The following is a 16,197-nucleotide window of genomic DNA, read 5'->3' as shown; positions in this document are numbered from 1 at the left end:
GTTGGGTCTTATCCGGCATACGGCCTTTACTCCGCCGCCCACTCCGGATCAGCGCTCATGCGGCTGCTGTAATTCTGATAAATCGCCATCGCCAGCAGCGAGAAGAAGATCGGGCCGCCGATCATCCACAAGGCGCTGTCCCAGTCCCCAGCTTCAATCACCGGCTGGATGATGGTAAAGACGTTGGCAAACGTCACCACCAGCACCACAACCCCCGTCGCGACCAGGGTAGAGGCTTTGGTTTTGAAGAGAACAAATGGCCGCTCCAGATCCTGACGCGCTTTAAAGAAGGGAAATGCCAGCGCAAGGAACAGGTATGGTAACGTCATTGAGACATTCGCCATCAGCGTGAGTTTGTTATAAAACGCCGACGCGGTATCGCCGCCAAAAGAGACCAGCAAAATAAACAGGCTCACCAGCACGCACTGTAGACACATGGCGGTCGCCGGCATACCGTTAGCGTTCAGTGTCGTCACCGACGCGGGCCACAACGCTTTTGGCGTCCCCTGAATAATGGCTTTCAGCGGTGAATAGCTCAACGTAAAAAACGCGCCGGTATAAGCCAGAAACATAGAAAGGCCGGTGATACGCGCAAACCAGACGCCCACCGTCATCGCCGCTTCCGGAGAAAGGTTTAACGCGTTACCTAATGTCGTGCCTAAACTCGACATCAGAATATAGGTGATATTCCCTAAGTTAACGGCGCTATTACTTAATATCTGTTGCCAGTTAGTGCTGACGCCCCATAAAAAGATCGCCAAAGAATAACCAATTGAAATCACAATAGCCGCGAAGACAATACCTTTCGCAAAATTCTTTTCCGGTTTCTCGGTTTTATCCACCAGTCCGCCGACGGCTTCAATACCACCGTAAGCAAAAATAGCAAATACCACAAAGGAAAGCATCGCCAGACCGGAGTGATAACCCGGATTCGGTGACGAGGTAAAATTAATCTCTTGTGCAAAATGTCCACCATTTAATAACAAAATAGCGACACTCGTTAGCAATAAAACCAAATTAAGACACATCACGGCAATACCGCCTACCGCCGTAATTCGCGCAATTTTATTAATCCCTCTGACGGCGACACACGTCACCAGAATCATCCAGCCAACGGCCAGCAGCCCGACAACCTGGGTGGGTTCAAGCCCGGCGAAACGCCAGTGCTGCGTCATATCAGCGCCAAAAACAAAAGTCGAAAACGGTACCCAGACTTTTGCCGCCGTACTTACCATCCAGATCACATAAGATGAAAACCACATAAACGTGCCGATAAACGCATAGCGTGGCCCTACGCTGTTATTCATCCAGGAATAGATCCCGCCCTCTTCTTTTCGATAAGCGGAACCCATTTCAGCCATCATTAAGGCGAATGGAATAAAAAACAGTAATGCAGAAAATATATACCAGGGAATCGCGCTATAACCCATTAAATAAAACGCCGAAGGGCTATTCGCAAAACCAAAAACAGAAGTAAAAATCATCAGGATAAGCCCAATAAGGCTCATCTTTTTTATAGTGTGGGTCATTCAACCATCCCTTACGTTCGAGCACGTTTGCCAGACGCCGCTCACCGATTGGCGCCGCCTTCTTTTTGCAAAGGTCAGCGATAAACAAATCAATACAGGATTGATACCTGAATAATACAAAATATCCAGCCCTATATTGTGGCAACAAGAGGATAATTGAAAAAAGATGCTACAAAATGGCGCTTATTGCGCCATTTCATCTCGCAGAAGAGTAAATTTCAGATTTACGCCCGATCGACCGTAAAAGCAATCACGTCCGCCAGCCTTTCCGCTCCCAGCGCCAGCATCACCAGACGATCAACGCCCAGCGCCACGCCAGAACAATCAGGCATTCCCGCCTTGAGAGCGTCCAGCAGATGATTATCTATTGGTTGCTGCGGCAGCCCTCGCGCGGCGCGCTTACGATTATCCTGTTCAAAACGCTGTTGTTGCTCGCGTGCGTCCGTCAGTTCGTGGAAACCATTCGCCAACTCAATACCTTTGTAGTACACCTCAAAGCGCTCAGCGACGCGATGATCTTCCGTACTGATTTGCGCCAACGATGCCTGGCTTGCCGGAAAGTGATAAATAAAGGTCGGCTTTTCTTTGCCTATATGCGGCTCTACACCCACCGTAAACAGCAGTTGCAGCAGCGTATCCCTGTCTTCTTCCGTATCGGCGATATTGCTTACATCAAGCTTTGCCGCCGCTTCACGCAGTTGCGTTTTGTCTGCTGATAATGGGTCAATCTCCAGATGGCGCTGAAACGCCTGTTGATAGGAGAGACTTTCCGCAGGTTGACAATCCAGCACTTGCTGAAGCAAATCATCAACTTCATTCATCAGGCGGTACATATCGTAATGCGGGCGATACCACTCCAGCATCGTGAATTCCGGATTATGATATCGTCCCATTTCTTCATTGCGGAAGCTGCGGCATAGCTGGAAAACCGGACCGCACCCTGCCGCCAGCAGGCGTTTCATATGATATTCCGGACTGGTCATTAAATAGAGGTTCATCCCCTGGGAATGGCCAGGTCCGACGAAACGCGTTTCGAACGGGAACAGATGGATGTCTGTGACCGTCGCCTGACTCATGCAGGGCGTCTCAACCTCAAGCACTCCACGATCGGCAAAGAAACGACGGATTTCCGTCATAATCGCCGCGCGTTTTAATAAATTGGGGACGGACGCGCTCGGCTGCCAGGTTGCCGTTTCGCTCATGATTCTTTCTCCAGTTTAAGACAAGGTCACGAAGTCTACTCGCAACGCGCGAGCGAAACAAATTTTGCGCGGGCGCATCGGTTCCCTTCTGGAGGGTAAAAAAAGTGATTTCAGATGGTTTAGTAATTAAATTAATCAAAAACAATGATAATTCATCCCTCTGATACGCTAAAAAAATCGAACACGTCAAATTTCCCTGACATCCCTGAGACTATACTGTTGTACCCATAAAGGAGCAGTGGAAACGCATTCATACTCCGCAGAACCCAGAGGCTTTATCTGGCTGCGCGAGGATGAAATTACAATAATCTGGAGGAATGTCGTGCAAACCTTTCAAGCCGATCTTGCCATTATAGGCGCCGGTGGCGCGGGATTACGTGCTGCAATTGCTGCCGCACAGGCGAATCCCAATGCTAAAATCGCACTGATCTCAAAAGTGTACCCGATGCGCAGCCACACCGTCGCTGCCGAAGGGGGTTCAGCCGCTGTCGCCCAGGATCATGACAGTTTTGACTATCATTTTCACGATACGGTAGCAGGCGGAGACTGGCTATGTGAGCAGGATGTCGTAGATTACTTTGTCCACCATTGTCCCACTGAAATGACGCAACTGGAGCAATGGGGCTGCCCGTGGAGCCGCCGTCCGGACGGTAGCGTTAACGTGCGTCGCTTCGGTGGTATGAAAATCGAGCGTACCTGGTTCGCCGCGGATAAAACCGGCTTCCATATGCTGCATACCCTGTTCCAGACTTCCCTGCAATTCCCACAAATCCAGCGCTTTGACGAACATTTTGTGCTGGACATTCTGGTTGACGACAACCATGCGCGCGGCCTGGTGGCGATGAACATGATGGAAGGTACGCTAGTGCAAATCCGCGCCAATGCCGTGGTAATGGCGACAGGCGGCGCAGGCCGCGTATACCGCTATAACACCAACGGCGGTATCGTCACTGGCGACGGGATGGGCATGGCGCTGAGCCACGGCGTTCCGCTGCGTGATATGGAATTCGTTCAGTATCACCCGACCGGCCTGCCAGGTTCCGGCATCCTGATGACCGAAGGCTGCCGCGGCGAAGGCGGTATTCTGGTCAACAAAAATGGCTACCGCTACCTGCAAGACTACGGCATGGGCCCGGAAACGCCGCTGGGCGAGCCGAAAAACAAATATATGGAACTGGGGCCACGCGACAAAGTGTCCCAAGCTTTCTGGCACGAATGGCGTAAAGGCAACACTATCTCCACACCGCGCGGCGATGTGGTTCACCTTGACCTGCGTCATCTCGGCGAGAAGAAGCTGCATGAACGTCTGCCGTTCATTTGCGAACTGGCGAAAGCCTATGTTGGCGTCGATCCGGTTAAAGAGCCAATTCCGGTACGCCCGACCGCGCACTACACCATGGGCGGCATTGAAACCGACCAAAACTGTGAAAGCCGTGTCAAAGGGCTGTTTGCCGTTGGCGAATGTTCCTCTGTCGGTCTGCATGGCGCGAACCGCCTCGGATCCAACTCACTGGCGGAGCTGGTGGTGTTTGGTCGTCTGGCTGGCGAACAAGCGATGGAACGCGCTGCTACGGCAGGTACCGCAAATAGCGCCGCGCTCGACGCCCAGGTTGCCGACATTGAACAACGTCTGAAAAATCTGGTGAACCAGGAAGGCAATGAAAACTGGTCGAAGATCCGCGATGAAATGGGTCTGTCTATGGAAGAAGGCTGCGGTATTTACCGTACGCCGGAACTGATGCAGAAAACCCTCGATAAGCTGGCCGAGCTTCAGGAACGCTTCAAGCGCGTACGTATCTCCGATACCTCCAGCGTGTTCAACACTGACCTGCTGTATACCATCGAACTGGGTCATGGCCTAAACGTGGCGGAATGTATGGCGCACTCCGCGCTGGCGCGTAAAGAGTCCCGTGGCGCGCATCAGCGTCTGGATGAAGGCTGTACCGAGCGCGACGATGTGAACTTCCTCAAGCACACCCTCGCCTTCCGTGATGCTGATGGCACGACCCGACTGGAATATAGCGACGTGAAAATCACCACCCTGCCGCCAGCTAAACGTGTTTACGGCGGTGAAGCGGAAGCAGCCGATAAGAAGGAGAAGGCGAATGGCTGAGATGAAAAACCTGAAAGTTGAGGTGGTGCGCTATAACCCGGAAACCGATACCGCGCCGCACAGTGCTTTCTATGAAGTTCCTTATGATGAAACAACGTCGCTATTGGATGCGTTAGGCTACATCAAAGATAACCTGTCGCCAGACCTGAGCTACCGCTGGTCCTGCCGTATGGCGATCTGCGGCTCCTGTGGCATGATGGTCAACAACGTCCCTAAACTGGCGTGTAAAACCTTCCTGCGCGATTACACTAACGGTATGAAGGTGGAAGCGCTGGCGAATTTCCCGATTGAGCGCGATCTGGTTGTTGATATGACGCACTTTATCGAAAGCCTGGAAGCTATCAAACCGTACATTATTGGCAATTCTCGCACGCCGGCTCAGGGGCCGAACGTCCAGACCCCGGCGCAAATGGCGAAGTATCACCAGTTCTCCGGTTGCATCAACTGTGGTCTGTGCTACGCCGCATGTCCGCAGTTCGGTCTGAACCCTGAGTTCATTGGACCGGCTGCGATTACGCTGGCGCATCGCTATAACGAAGACAGCCGCGACCACGGTAAGAAAGAGCGTATGGCGCAGTTGAACAGTCCGAATGGCGTATGGACCTGTACTTTCGTGGGCTACTGCTCCGAAGTCTGTCCGAAACATGTCGATCCGGCTGCGGCCATTCAGCAGGGTAAAGTGGAAAGTTCGAAAGACTTTCTTATCGCCACCCTGAAACCACGCTAAGGAGTGCAACATGACGACTAAACGCAAACCCTATGTGCGGCCGATGACGTCCACCTGGTGGAAGAAACTGCCGTTTTATCGCTTTTATATGCTGCGCGAAGGCACAGCGGTGCCGGCAGTCTGGTTCAGTATTGAACTGATTTTCGGTCTGTTTGCGCTCAAACACGGCGCGGAATCCTGGATGGGATTCGTCGGCTTTTTACAAAACCCGGTGGTAGTGATCTTAAACCTGATCACCCTGGCGGCCGCGCTGCTGCACACCAAAACCTGGTTTGAGCTGGCGCCGAAGGCTGCCAATATCATTGTAAAAGACGAAAAAATGGGGCCAGAGCCAATTATCAAAGGGCTTTGGGTGGTCACTGCGGTAGTCACCGTAGTCATTCTGTATGTTGCCCTGTTCTGGTAAGGAGTCCCGGATGATTAATCCAAACCCAAAACGTTCTGATGAACCCGTATTCTGGGGACTGTTTGGCGCAGGCGGTATGTGGGGCGCGATCATCGCGCCGGTGATCGTGCTACTGGTTGGCATCATGCTGCCGCTGGGGCTATTTCCGGGCGATGCCCTGAGTTTTGAGCGCGTACTGACGTTCGCCCAAAGCTTTATTGGCCGCGTGTTCTTGTTCCTGATGATCGTGCTGCCGCTATGGTGTGGCTTACACCGTATGCACCATGCGATGCATGACCTGAAAATTCATGTGCCCGCGGGCAAATGGGTCTTCTACGGTCTGGCGGCAATCCTGACCGTTGTGACGGCGATTGGCGTTATCACTCTCTAAGTTGCTGCTCCGCCTTCTTATCTACCCGGTAAGAAGGCGTTTTTACTTTTTCTGCCCCTCATTTTCCCGCCAGGTTCTACACTTAGAAAAAACACTGGAAGGAAAAAACCTATGCGCTTACTGCCCGTCGTTGCTGCGGTTACTGCGGCATTTTTGGTTGTCGCCTGTAGTTCGCCTACGCCGCCTAAAGGCGTTACCGTGGTAAATAACTTTGATGCCAAACGTTACCTCGGCACATGGTATGAAATCGCACGCCTCGATCATCGATTTGAGCGTGGACTGGAGCAAGTCACTGCCAGCTATAGTCTGCGTAACGATGGCGGGCTTAATGTCATCAATAAAGGCTATAACCCGGATCGGGGGATGTGGCAAAAAACAGAAGGCAAAGCGTATTTTACCGGTAGTCCAAACCGCGCCGCGCTTAAAGTCTCTTTTTTCGGCCCGTTCTACGGCGGCTATAACGTGATTGCGCTTGACAGGGAATACCGTCATGCGCTGGTGTGCGGCCCGGATCGCGACTATCTGTGGATACTTTCTCGCACGCCAACCCTCTCTGAGGAAATAAAGCAACAGATGCTGGCCGTCGCGACCCGGGAGGGGTTTGACGTCAATAAATTAATTTGGGTAAAACAATCAGGTTCGTAGCGATATCAGCTACAAATTAATGCGTGCTGAGTTTTAGCCCAATAATACCCGCGACGATCAATCCGAGACTGAGCAAGCGCGTCGGTGAGGCTGACTCGCCAAGCAGAAGGATACCGGTGATTGCAGCCCCGACGGCGCCGATGCCGGTCCAGATAGCGTAAGCCGTTCCAACAGGCAGCGTTTTCATCGCCCAGGAAAGTAACGCCATACTGATAATCATGGCAGTAATGGTGATAATACTGGGTGTCAGACGGGAAAAACCGTGGGTATACTTCAGGCCGACAGCCCATACCACTTCAAGTAAACCAGCGATTAATAAAATAATCCAGGACATAGCAGGCTCCAGATAATTAATGGGGCCGTCCCCGGTGAGAATGGCGTTTACAGGTCGTCCTGTAACGTATACAGATGAAAGGCCATTTTTGCCTGAGAGAAAAAGAATTTCAACCTTTTTATTTTTTCTTCCTAAAGGCGGGAATTAACCCTTTTAAGCCACGTAATTTTCGCATTTAGCGCCAACAGGAGTTCTCTATGATGGAACGCTTTCTGGGATCAGAAAGTGCTTTATCTACTTCTGGGTGCAAAAAACCATGTTGAAAATTTTAGTGATAGACCGATGCCATTTTACCCGCACGGGAATAGAGGCCTGGCTTAATCACACTGATGTGCTCAGTTCTTCACTGCTGGTGTCCGGGATGAATAACCTTATACTGGCGAAAGAACATATTCTGCAATGGAAGCCCCATCTGGTTATCGCTGACTTATATGGTTTTCTCAACGATGCCTTGCCCACACAGCCTATCAATGCGTTTTTTGCCGCCTGTGGGATGACGCCATTGTTATTATTACAGTCAGGAAATATGCCGTACAGGTCACAATATGCCAGTCATGCAGTGTTATCCAAACACACGCCTTTACATGAGATTGCCCAACGAATTAAAGGCGCGCTGTGCACTCATCCATTGCAGGAAGCACCGGAAAACGCCACGGCATTGCTTTCTCCGCAGGAGGAAAAGGTGCTCGCGATGTGGACAGAAGGCACCAGCAACAAAGAGATTGGATATGCGCTCGGCATTCACGGGAAAACGGTTTACACCTATAAACGTAATATCCGTATGAAACTTCATATGGATAATCGATATTCTCCCTTTCTAATGCTCCCGAAGAGAATTGATTAACGGTACGGCACCATGCCGTACCGTTGATGATTACTGCTGAGCTCTGGTTGCAGCGCCAGAGATCGCATTACCACCGTCCGAGATGTCCTCGCCCACACCGCGCGTCGTATTACAAGCAGTTAACACAGTGGAAAGTACCAAAACAGAAAAAATCGCTGCAATTGTCTTTTTAACCATAATGTCTTCCTTTTCTAGCCAATGTTGTTTGTGTATAGCAACTTAATAATAGACAACATCCCAGAAAATGACGGGCGATCGACGAATTTTAGGAAGACGAGAAGTGATTAGCTGGCTGCGCGGAGATGGAGAATGACCGGGATGCTGAATATCTTCGTCGGGTATGACACGCTGTGAATAATGTACCAGTAAGAAGAACCAGCGCGACAAGGCTAATAAAGCATTCCAGTATTGATGCGCGAAAAATACGATGGCGCAGCATACGCTGCACCATACTTCGCGGTAACGTAAATTATTTTACGCGGGATACATATTCACCGGAACGGGTATCGACTTTGATCACCTCACCAATCTGCACGAACAGCGGAACTTTAACCACTGCGCCAGTAGACAGAGTCGCAGGTTTACCGCCAGTACCTGCGGTATCACCCTTCAGACCTGGATCAGTATCAACAATTTCCAGTTCAACAAAGTTTGGCGGGGTGACAGAGATAGGCTGACCGTTCCACAGGGTCACAATACATTCCGCCTGATCCAGTAGCCATTTTGCGTTGTCGCCAATAGCTTTGGCATCTGCCGACAACTGTTCGAAGGTTTCGTTGTTCATGAAATGCCAGAACTCACCGTCGTTATACAGGTAAGTCAGGTTCATATCGACCACATCCGCGCCCTCTGCGGAATCGGTCGATTTGAAGGTTTTCTCTACGCGCGTGCCGGTCAACAGGCGGCGCAGCTTAACGCGGGCAAACGCCTGGCCTTTACCCGGCTTCACGAATTCACTGGATTCAACCGCATAAGGTTCGCCATCCAACATGATTTTAAGACCGGAACGAAAATCGTTGCTATAGTAAGTCGCCATAAGGCCCTCTGAAATTGTTAACTGGTAGCTAAGCCACAAAATGGCGCATATTGTAACCCTAAATACCCCATTGCGAGAAGATTGGTTAGCGCAACTTGCCGATGTTGTGACCAATCCCGATGAACTGCTGCATCTTTTACAGATTGAAGCGAATGAAAAACTCCGGGCAGGACAGGACGCCAGGCATTTGTTCGCCCTCCGGGTGCCGCGCGCTTTTATTGCGCGCATGGAAAAGGGCAACCCTGACGATCCGCTTTTACGTCAGGTACTGACCTCCCAGGACGAATTTATTGTCGCCCCTGGCTTCTCCACCGACCCGCTGGAAGAACAACACAGCGTGGTGCCCGGATTATTGCATAAATACCAAAACCGGGCGCTATTGCTGGTAAAAGGCGGATGCGCGGTAAATTGCCGCTACTGTTTCCGTCGTCACTTCCCGTATGCGGAGAACCAAGGCAATAAGCGCAACTGGAAAGTCGCGCTGGAGTATATTGCCGCGCACCCGGAACTGGATGAGATCATCTTTTCCGGCGGCGATCCGCTGATGGCGAAAGATCATGAGCTGGACTGGCTGCTCACGCAACTGGAAGCTATTAAGCACGTCAAGCGGCTACGCATCCACAGCCGGTTGCCTGTCGTCATCCCGGCGCGTATTACTAACGAACTGGTCGCTCGTTTTGACCAGTCGCGTCTGCAAATTTTGCTGGTGAACCATACTAACCACGCCAATGAAGTGGACGAGGCGTTCTGCCTGGCGATGAAGAAACTGCGCCGTGTGGGCGTAACGCTTCTCAACCAGAGCGTCCTGCTGCGGGGCGTGAATGATAACGCGAAAACGCTGGCGAATCTGAGCAACGCGCTGTTTGACGCCGGAGTGATGCCCTATTACCTGCATGTGCTGGATAAAGTGCAGGGCGCAGCGCATTTTATGATCACCGATGACGAAGCCCGGCAAATTATGCGCGAACTGCTCACGCTGGTATCCGGCTATATGGTGCCGAGACTGGCGCGTGAAATTGGCGGCGAACCTAGCAAAACCCCCCTGGATTTACAACTTCGACAGCAATAATCCTCGCGGGCACGTCAGGGACGACGAAAAATAGTACCGCGCAATATAACGAGGAGATTCGTCCCGCGATTCTCCTCACTATCTGGCGACGGTAGAATAACGTTTATTAAACACGCCATTCCAACATCCTCTTTTCAAAAAAGTCCGTTTTAGGACTCGCTTAGCGAGTACTGCATTTTCGAATTATACTGGTTCTCCTTTTATAAGGCAGCATAAACAATTTATATATTAAATACATTGCAGTTAAATATTTAACTATTTTATATTTTGGAAAATTGACATGGCCTTAACGGTTAAGGCACTAAATACCGGCGTTATTCGTCACAATGATAAGTTTATCGCGCTGGCGCTTAAGGTGAAGTCACTAAGAAATAAAGAAACTCTGCTTTTCTTTCCTGTACTCGCGCTGCGCGATCTGTTGATCGGCCTTGAACAGAGACTCTATTTACAACACTCGCTTGCGGAACAAGAAGAGAAAAACGTCAGAAAACCAAAATCAGCCATGTGCGTAAAATGCACGAGAACATTCCGGCAATAGCTCGTGAAGAGCTGGAAAACGCCGATATTAATCAGCGTGTTGAATCTTTAGCGCTTAGCGATAATTCAGAAGACGTATTAACTTTTTCGTTAAATCTGCACAATGGTAGCCAACTGGATTTACAGATCGGTGAGTGGCAGGTTGAAGTTCTGGTGATGGCTATTATTCATGCCATTAATAATGCCGAAATGCGAGAGCTCGCATTGCGTATTTCTTCAATGCTGGACTTTTTACCATTATACGACGCTGACTGCCTGGAAAACGGCAATCTGGAATTCTATACCTATAACCAGCCCAACTGGAAACATAATCTGTATAACCATTATCTGGCGCTCGTTTATCGTTACACGGATGAATCAGGGCAATCACATGATTGCGGCACCATCATTAAAACCCGCAGTCCGTCAGGTTCTAAAGAAGCTGAAGCGATATCACGCCGTTTGCTAAATTTCAGTCCGCGCCTTAAAAAGCTGGTGGGAAAACCGTGTAAGATTTTTGTCAGAACGCCTGGAACCGGTAAAGCAGCGCGTCTGACGCAGGATCAATGTATGCGTGCGTTGCATAATCTACGCATGGCGTATCGCAGGAAAAACGTTAACCATATCGCCCTCTGAATCGTTCAGAGGGCGTTACGATTCAGGCATATCAGTTCGGGCATTTATAAACCTGGCCGTTCATCTCGCTGGCCGTCGGGACAAAGCTGGACAACATTCCCTGAGACGGACTGCTTACGCCATACAGGACGTTTCCGCCCATCGCAGCAGCCTGATTACGCAGATCATTCGCTGCACCGCGCATTGACCCACCCTCTTCGCCATGCTGACCAGAAAACCAGTTACTCTGTTTACCGGTTGCCGTACCAATCAACTGGCATTCCGCGCCAGGCTTGTCTTCGACAAAGCGCACATTTTGGCCGGCAGCGGTGAGTTCGTTGCTGGAGCTACAACCCGCCATCAGCAACGCGGCGCCAACGATCCCTGCTAAATATTTTACGTGCATGTTATTCCCCATAATCAATGAGCTGGACGCCTGTCATGTCGTCCGTGTGAGAATCTTATACTAAAAAGAGGCTCAAAAGAAAAACCTCCAGACATTTCTGCCCGGAGGTTTCTCATTTTTCGCGAGATACGTATTTAATCAAATCATTCAAGTTGCAGGCAGGCGGCAAGTTCATGCCCCCCCAAGAGCTCACATAAGTAAGTGACTGGGGTGAATGAACGCCGCCAACGAACCTGCGGCTTGAAGTATGAAGATTAAATTACATCATGCCGCCCATACCACCCATGCCGCCCATACCGCCAGCAGCACCTAAATCAGGCGCATCGCTTTTCGGCAGGTCAGTCACCATGCACTCGGTGGTGATCATCAGGCCAGCCACAGAAGCCGCATACTGCAACGCAGAACGGGTTACTTTGGTTGGGTCCAGGATACCCATGTCGATCATGTTGCCGTATTCTTCGGTCGCTGCGTTGTAACCGTAGTTACCGTCGCCGCCTTTAACTGTGTTAGCCACGACAGACGGCTCTTCGCCGCAGTTCAGCACGATCTGACGCAGCGGAGCTTCCATTGCGCGCAGCGCAACTTTGATACCCACGTTCTGGTCTTCGTTCTGACCTTTCAGGTCGGCAATTTTGCTTGCTACGCGAATCAGCGCAACACCACCACCAGCAACCACGCCTTCTTCTACCGCAGCACGGGTCGCGTGCAGAGCATCTTCAACGCGGGCTTTCTTCTCTTTCATTTCAACTTCAGTCGCAGCGCCAACTTTGATAACCGCAACACCGCCGGCCAGTTTCGCTACGCGCTCCTGCAGTTTTTCACGATCGTAGTCAGAGGTCGCCTCTTCAATCTGCTGACGAATCTGAGCAACACGGCCCTGGATGGCCGCTTCTTCACCCACGCCATCAATGATGGTGGTGGTATCTTTGTTGATCACAACACGTTTTGCCTGGCCCAGATCTTCCAGGGTCGCTTTTTCCAGCTCCATACCGATCTCTTCAGAGATTACGGTACCACCGGTCAGGGTAGCGATATCCTGCAACATCGCTTTACGACGATCGCCGAAGCCTGGCGCTTTAACCGCGGCCACTTTCACGATACCACGCATGGTGTTCACTACCAGGGTAGCCAGCGCTTCGCCTTCAACATCTTCAGCGATGATCAGCAGCGGTTTGCCTGCTTTCGCAACGGCTTCCAGAACCGGCAGCATTTCGCGGATGTTGGAGATTTTCTTATCAGCCAGCAGGATGAACGGGCTTTCCAGTTCTACTGCGCCTGTTTCCGGCTTGTTGATGAAGTAAGGAGACAGGTAGCCGCGGTCGAACTGCATACCTTCAACCACGTCCAGTTCGTCCTGCAGACCAGTACCGTCTTCAACGGTGATCACGCCTTCTTTACCGACTTTATCCATCGCTTCCGCGATCAGTTTACCTACGGTTTCGTCGGAGTTAGCGGAGATAGTACCTACCTGAGCAATCGCTTTAGAGTCGGAACACGGTACGGACAGCGCCTTCAGTTCTTCAACCGCAGCAGCAACCGCTTTGTCGATACCACGTTTCAGATCCATCGGGTTCATGCCCGCGGCAACGGCTTTCAGACCTTCAGTGATGATAGACTGCGCCAGTACGGTCGCGGTGGTAGTACCGTCGCCTGCAGCGTCGTTCGCTTTAGAGGCAACTTCTTTCACCATCTGCGCGCCCATGTTTTCGAACTTGTCTTCCAGTTCGATTTCACGCGCTACGGAAACACCATCTTTAGTGATGTTCGGCGCACCGAAAGATTTATCCAGAACCACGTTACGGCCTTTCGGGCCGAGGGTGACTTTCACTGCATCTGCCAGTACGTTTACGCCGCGCAGCATTTTCACACGAGCGTCATTACCGAATTTTACGTCTTTAGCTGCCATTTTCTCTTTCCCTTAAATTCGTATGTTCAGTGTCGTTCGCGGATTACGCTTCAACAATTGCCAGAATGTCGCTTTCAGACATGATCAACACTTCTTCATTGTCGATCTTCTCAGATTTCACACCGTAGCCATCGTTAAAAATCACGATGTCCCCGACTTTCACGTCCAGCGGCTGTACAGTACCGTTGTCCAGGATGCGACCCTTACCGACAGCGATGATTTCGCCACGAGTTGACTTACCCGCTGCGGAACCGGTCAGTACGATGCCGCCAGCTGATTTGGACTCAACTTCTTTACGTTTGACGATCACTCGATCATGTAATGGACGAATACTCATTGATAGCTCTCCTTTGAGAAAGTCTTTATCAGTTATGGGTTACGCCGGCCCGTAAACAGTTTCCCGGCGGGTGACCAGAGAGATGGGGATGGGGTTTTGTCCCTTCAAGGGGGGAGATGAAAAAAAATTCTTCTGAGCGAAAAAAGCTGTAAAAACGTTACTTATCTCACGTTTACCCGAGGTTTAGAACATCCTGCTAAAAGAAAATGTGTGTGTGATACGCTTAAAAAGGTCTGTCGTCGCCTGACGTTACAATACCGCCGGATAAATAGCTTATGAATGAACTAAAAAAAGATCTCGGGCTGGTTCAGGGCGTTATCTTGTTAACAACGTCATTATTAGGGACTGGCGTTTTTGCGCTCCCGGAACTGGCTGCGTTGGCGGCAGGCAACATCAGCCTTTGGGCATGGCCGCTGCTCATTATTTTGATTTTCCCTATCGCCATTGTTTTTGCTGTGCTGGGTCGTCATTTTCCACACGCTGGCGGCGTAGCGCATTTTGTCGGAATGGCATTTGGCCCGCGTCTGCAGCGGGTGATCAGTTGGTTATTTTTATCAGTAATTCCTGTTAGTTTTCCCGCAGCCTTGCATATTGCGGTTGGCTTCGGTCAGGCTCTGTTTGGTTGGCGAAGCGAGCAACTCTTATTCGGGGAACTGGGTACTATAGGATTACTATGGTTTATGGGATCTCGCGGCGCCAGCTCTAGCGCCAACCTGCAAGCCATTATCGCTGGATTAATCATCGCGCTTATTGCCGCCATTCTGTGGAAAGGCGCGTTTAACCCCACAAATATCACCTTTCCAACCGCGAGCGAAATCACATTTTCCCAACTGTGTACCGCCCTGGCGATCATATTCTGGGGATTTGTGGGAATTGAGGCATTTACGCATTTATCGTCTGAATTTAAAAATCCTGAACGTGATTTTCCGCGCGCATTGATCATTGGTCTGATGCTGGCTGGCTCCATTTATTGGGCCTGTACAGCCGTCGTACTACATTTTGGCGTTTATAGCGAAAAGATAGCGGCGACAGCTTCGTTACCGATTATTATTGTTCATCTCTTCGGTATCCAGGCGTTGTGGGTAGCTTGCATTATTGGTTACCTCACCTGCTTTGCCAGCCTGAATGTGTATGCGCAGAGTTTCGCGCGCCTGATATGGACGCAAATGCAATATAAGCCCGATCACTATCTGGCTCAACTATCTTCCGGACGCCTCCCCTTGCACGCATTAAACGCCATTCTGGCCTCTTGTTGCGTGAGTTCCCTGGTCGTCTACGCACTGAGAATTAATCTCAATGCTCTGATCGTTTATGCTAACGGTATTTTTATTATGCTCTACCTACTTTGTATGCTGGCGGGCTGTCGGCTATTGAAAGGGCGCTGCCATGTACTGGCGGTGACGAGTTGTCTACTGTGTCTATTGTTGCTGGTAATGGTGGGATGGAAAAGCTTGTATGCCATTATTATGCTGGTAGCACTATGGCTATTTTTACCGAAGCGGAAACGGATGGCGTGAGAAACATCCGTCGGCCGGATAGCGCCGCTCACGCGACTTATCCGACCTGCATATCTACCTTTAATCCTGACGATCATCTTTATGTTTAATACGATCGCGATCGTCGTCTTTACGCTGATACTCGCCGTCAAATGTTTCGCCACCGCCTGTACCAGCGCTAAACCCGCCGCCCGGCATCCGGGAAAAACGTAAATGCGGCAGCAACTTCAGCGTCAAATGTTTTTGCACTGGCGGTAATAAAAGTAGAAGGCCGAGAAAATCGGTGAAAAAACCCGGCAACAGGAGCAGTAAGCCTGCGATGATCAGAGATACGCTCTTAATCATTTCTGCCGCTGGGCTCTCACCGGCCGCCATTTTTTGTTGCATCAGCAAAAAGTTTTTAAAACCTTGGTTACGTACCAGTGATATACCGATAACCGATGTAAACATTACCAGGATTAGCGTCATCAGGACGCCAAGCACATGGGCGACCTGGATAAAAATAGAAATCTCAATATAAACATAGAGAAAGACGGCTAAAAAGGGTATCCAGCGCAAAGGACTCTCCTGTAAGTCATAGCCGTCTGCGACGACCATTTGAATGGGTTTGCGATTCGCATTGATCCGATATGGTGGTGCTTAGCAA

The 16,197-nt window shown here is 50.5% G+C and carries 17 protein-coding genes and 1 pseudogene; 9 read left to right on the top strand and 9 right to left on the bottom strand.

Features of this window, described 5'->3' with window-relative positions:
- Nucleotides 1-26 precede the first annotated feature (26 nt).
- Together yjeM and epmA are read right to left on the bottom strand one after the other, a co-directional pair.
- Complete coding sequence (gene yjeM, locus F4V61_RS14680) at nt 27-1,529, bottom strand: glutamate/gamma-aminobutyrate family transporter YjeM (protein WP_038397106.1); 1,503 nt, start codon at nt 1,527-1,529, stop codon at nt 27-29.
- Between the two features lie 224 nt (nt 1,530-1,753).
- Entirely contained in the window at nt 1,754-2,731 is a 978-nt protein-coding gene (gene epmA / locus F4V61_RS14675) for an elongation factor P--(R)-beta-lysine ligase (RefSeq protein WP_000004801.1), read from the bottom strand.
- A 322-nt stretch (nt 2,732-3,053) separates the two neighbouring features.
- Here epmA and frdA point away from each other — a divergent pair, with 322 nt between their 5' ends.
- From frdA to F4V61_RS14650, 5 genes are all read left to right on the top strand, one after another.
- On the top strand, nt 3,054-4,844 hold the full coding sequence (gene frdA / locus F4V61_RS14670) for a fumarate reductase (quinol) flavoprotein subunit (RefSeq protein WP_024132047.1): 1,791 nt from the start codon (nt 3,054-3,056) through the stop codon (nt 4,842-4,844).
- Nucleotides 4,837-5,571 carry a fumarate reductase iron-sulfur protein gene (frdB, locus tag F4V61_RS14665; RefSeq protein ID WP_000829508.1) on the top strand — a complete coding sequence of 245 codons (735 nt, stop codon included), beginning with the start codon at nt 4,837-4,839 and terminating at the stop codon, nt 5,569-5,571. Before frdA ends, frdB begins: the two co-directional genes overlap by 8 nt.
- Before the next feature lie 10 nt (nt 5,572-5,581).
- Complete coding sequence (gene frdC / locus F4V61_RS14660; RefSeq protein WP_000208749.1) at nt 5,582-5,977, top strand: fumarate reductase subunit FrdC; 396 nt, start codon at nt 5,582-5,584, stop codon at nt 5,975-5,977.
- A gap of 10 nt (nt 5,978-5,987) precedes the next feature.
- Nucleotides 5,988-6,347 (top strand): fumarate reductase subunit FrdD, encoded by a 360-nt coding sequence (gene frdD, locus F4V61_RS14655; RefSeq protein ID WP_000609650.1) that lies wholly within the window; start codon nt 5,988-5,990, stop codon nt 6,345-6,347.
- Between the two features lie 111 nt (nt 6,348-6,458).
- Nucleotides 6,459-6,992, top strand: a complete 534-nt coding sequence (locus F4V61_RS14650; RefSeq protein WP_001238394.1) for a lipocalin family protein — start codon at nt 6,459-6,461, stop codon at nt 6,990-6,992.
- Between the two features lie 16 nt (nt 6,993-7,008).
- On the opposite strand, the gene sugE is transcribed toward F4V61_RS14650, so the two are convergent.
- A complete protein-coding gene (sugE, locus tag F4V61_RS14645) occupies nt 7,009-7,326 on the bottom strand; it encodes a quaternary ammonium compound efflux SMR transporter SugE (protein WP_000118467.1) in 318 nt (105 codons plus the stop codon).
- Between the two features lie 256 nt (nt 7,327-7,582).
- Between sugE and F4V61_RS14640 the strand changes: the two genes are divergently transcribed.
- The gene (locus F4V61_RS14640) at nt 7,583-8,170 is read left to right on the top strand and encodes a response regulator transcription factor (RefSeq protein ID WP_012210657.1); all 588 of its coding nucleotides are present in this window, start codon (nt 7,583-7,585) and stop codon (nt 8,168-8,170) included.
- A gap of 30 nt (nt 8,171-8,200) precedes the next feature.
- Here F4V61_RS14640 and ecnB read toward each other — a convergent pair whose 3' ends face one another.
- Entirely contained in the window at nt 8,201-8,347 is a 147-nt protein-coding gene (gene ecnB / locus F4V61_RS14635) for a lipoprotein toxin entericidin B (RefSeq protein WP_000239597.1), read from the bottom strand.
- A 292-nt stretch (nt 8,348-8,639) separates the two neighbouring features.
- On the bottom strand, nt 8,640-9,206 hold the full coding sequence (gene efp / locus F4V61_RS14625; RefSeq protein WP_000257282.1) for an elongation factor P: 567 nt from the start codon (nt 9,204-9,206) through the stop codon (nt 8,640-8,642).
- 40 nt (nt 9,207-9,246) lie between these two features.
- On the opposite strand from efp, the gene epmB reads away from it, so the two are divergent.
- A complete protein-coding gene (gene epmB / locus F4V61_RS14620; RefSeq protein WP_000940492.1) occupies nt 9,247-10,275 on the top strand; it encodes an EF-P beta-lysylation protein EpmB in 1,029 nt (342 codons plus the stop codon).
- 280 nt (nt 10,276-10,555) lie between these two features.
- Nucleotides 10,556-11,427: pseudogene (gene yjeJ, locus F4V61_RS14615) on the top strand (YjeJ family protein).
- Nucleotides 11,428-11,458: 31 nt separating this feature from the next.
- Here yjeJ and F4V61_RS14610 read toward each other — a convergent pair.
- The 3 genes from F4V61_RS14610 to F4V61_RS14600 all read right to left on the bottom strand — a co-directional run bounded on the left by F4V61_RS14610 (nt 11,459) and on the right by F4V61_RS14600 (nt 14,055).
- Nucleotides 11,459-11,812: a DUF4156 domain-containing protein gene (locus F4V61_RS14610; protein ID WP_000558210.1), complete on the bottom strand. Its 354-nt coding sequence runs from the start codon at nt 11,810-11,812 to the stop codon at nt 11,459-11,461.
- Between the two features lie 259 nt (nt 11,813-12,071).
- Nucleotides 12,072-13,718 (bottom strand): chaperonin GroEL, encoded by a 1,647-nt coding sequence (gene groL, locus F4V61_RS14605; RefSeq protein ID WP_000719109.1) that lies wholly within the window; start codon nt 13,716-13,718, stop codon nt 12,072-12,074.
- 43 nt (nt 13,719-13,761) lie between these two features.
- Nucleotides 13,762-14,055, bottom strand: a complete 294-nt coding sequence (locus tag F4V61_RS14600; RefSeq protein ID WP_000027827.1) for a co-chaperone GroES — start codon at nt 14,053-14,055, stop codon at nt 13,762-13,764.
- Between the two features lie 275 nt (nt 14,056-14,330).
- On the opposite strand from F4V61_RS14600, the gene yjeH reads away from it, so the two are divergent.
- Nucleotides 14,331-15,572: an L-methionine/branched-chain amino acid transporter gene (gene yjeH, locus F4V61_RS14595; protein ID WP_001004175.1), complete on the top strand. Its 1,242-nt coding sequence runs from the start codon at nt 14,331-14,333 to the stop codon at nt 15,570-15,572.
- A 60-nt stretch (nt 15,573-15,632) separates the two neighbouring features.
- Here yjeH and F4V61_RS14590 read toward each other — a convergent pair whose 3' ends face one another.
- Nucleotides 15,633-16,109: an FxsA family protein gene (locus tag F4V61_RS14590; RefSeq protein WP_001267293.1), complete on the bottom strand. Its 477-nt coding sequence runs from the start codon at nt 16,107-16,109 to the stop codon at nt 15,633-15,635.
- Nucleotides 16,110-16,197 lie beyond the last annotated feature (88 nt).

Source organism: Salmonella enterica subsp. arizonae, assembly GCF_008692845.1.
Lineage (GTDB): Bacteria > Pseudomonadota > Gammaproteobacteria > Enterobacterales > Enterobacteriaceae > Salmonella > Salmonella arizonae.
The sequence above is the reverse complement of the archived record's forward strand: the minus strand, read 5'-3'. Positions and strand labels throughout refer to the sequence as shown.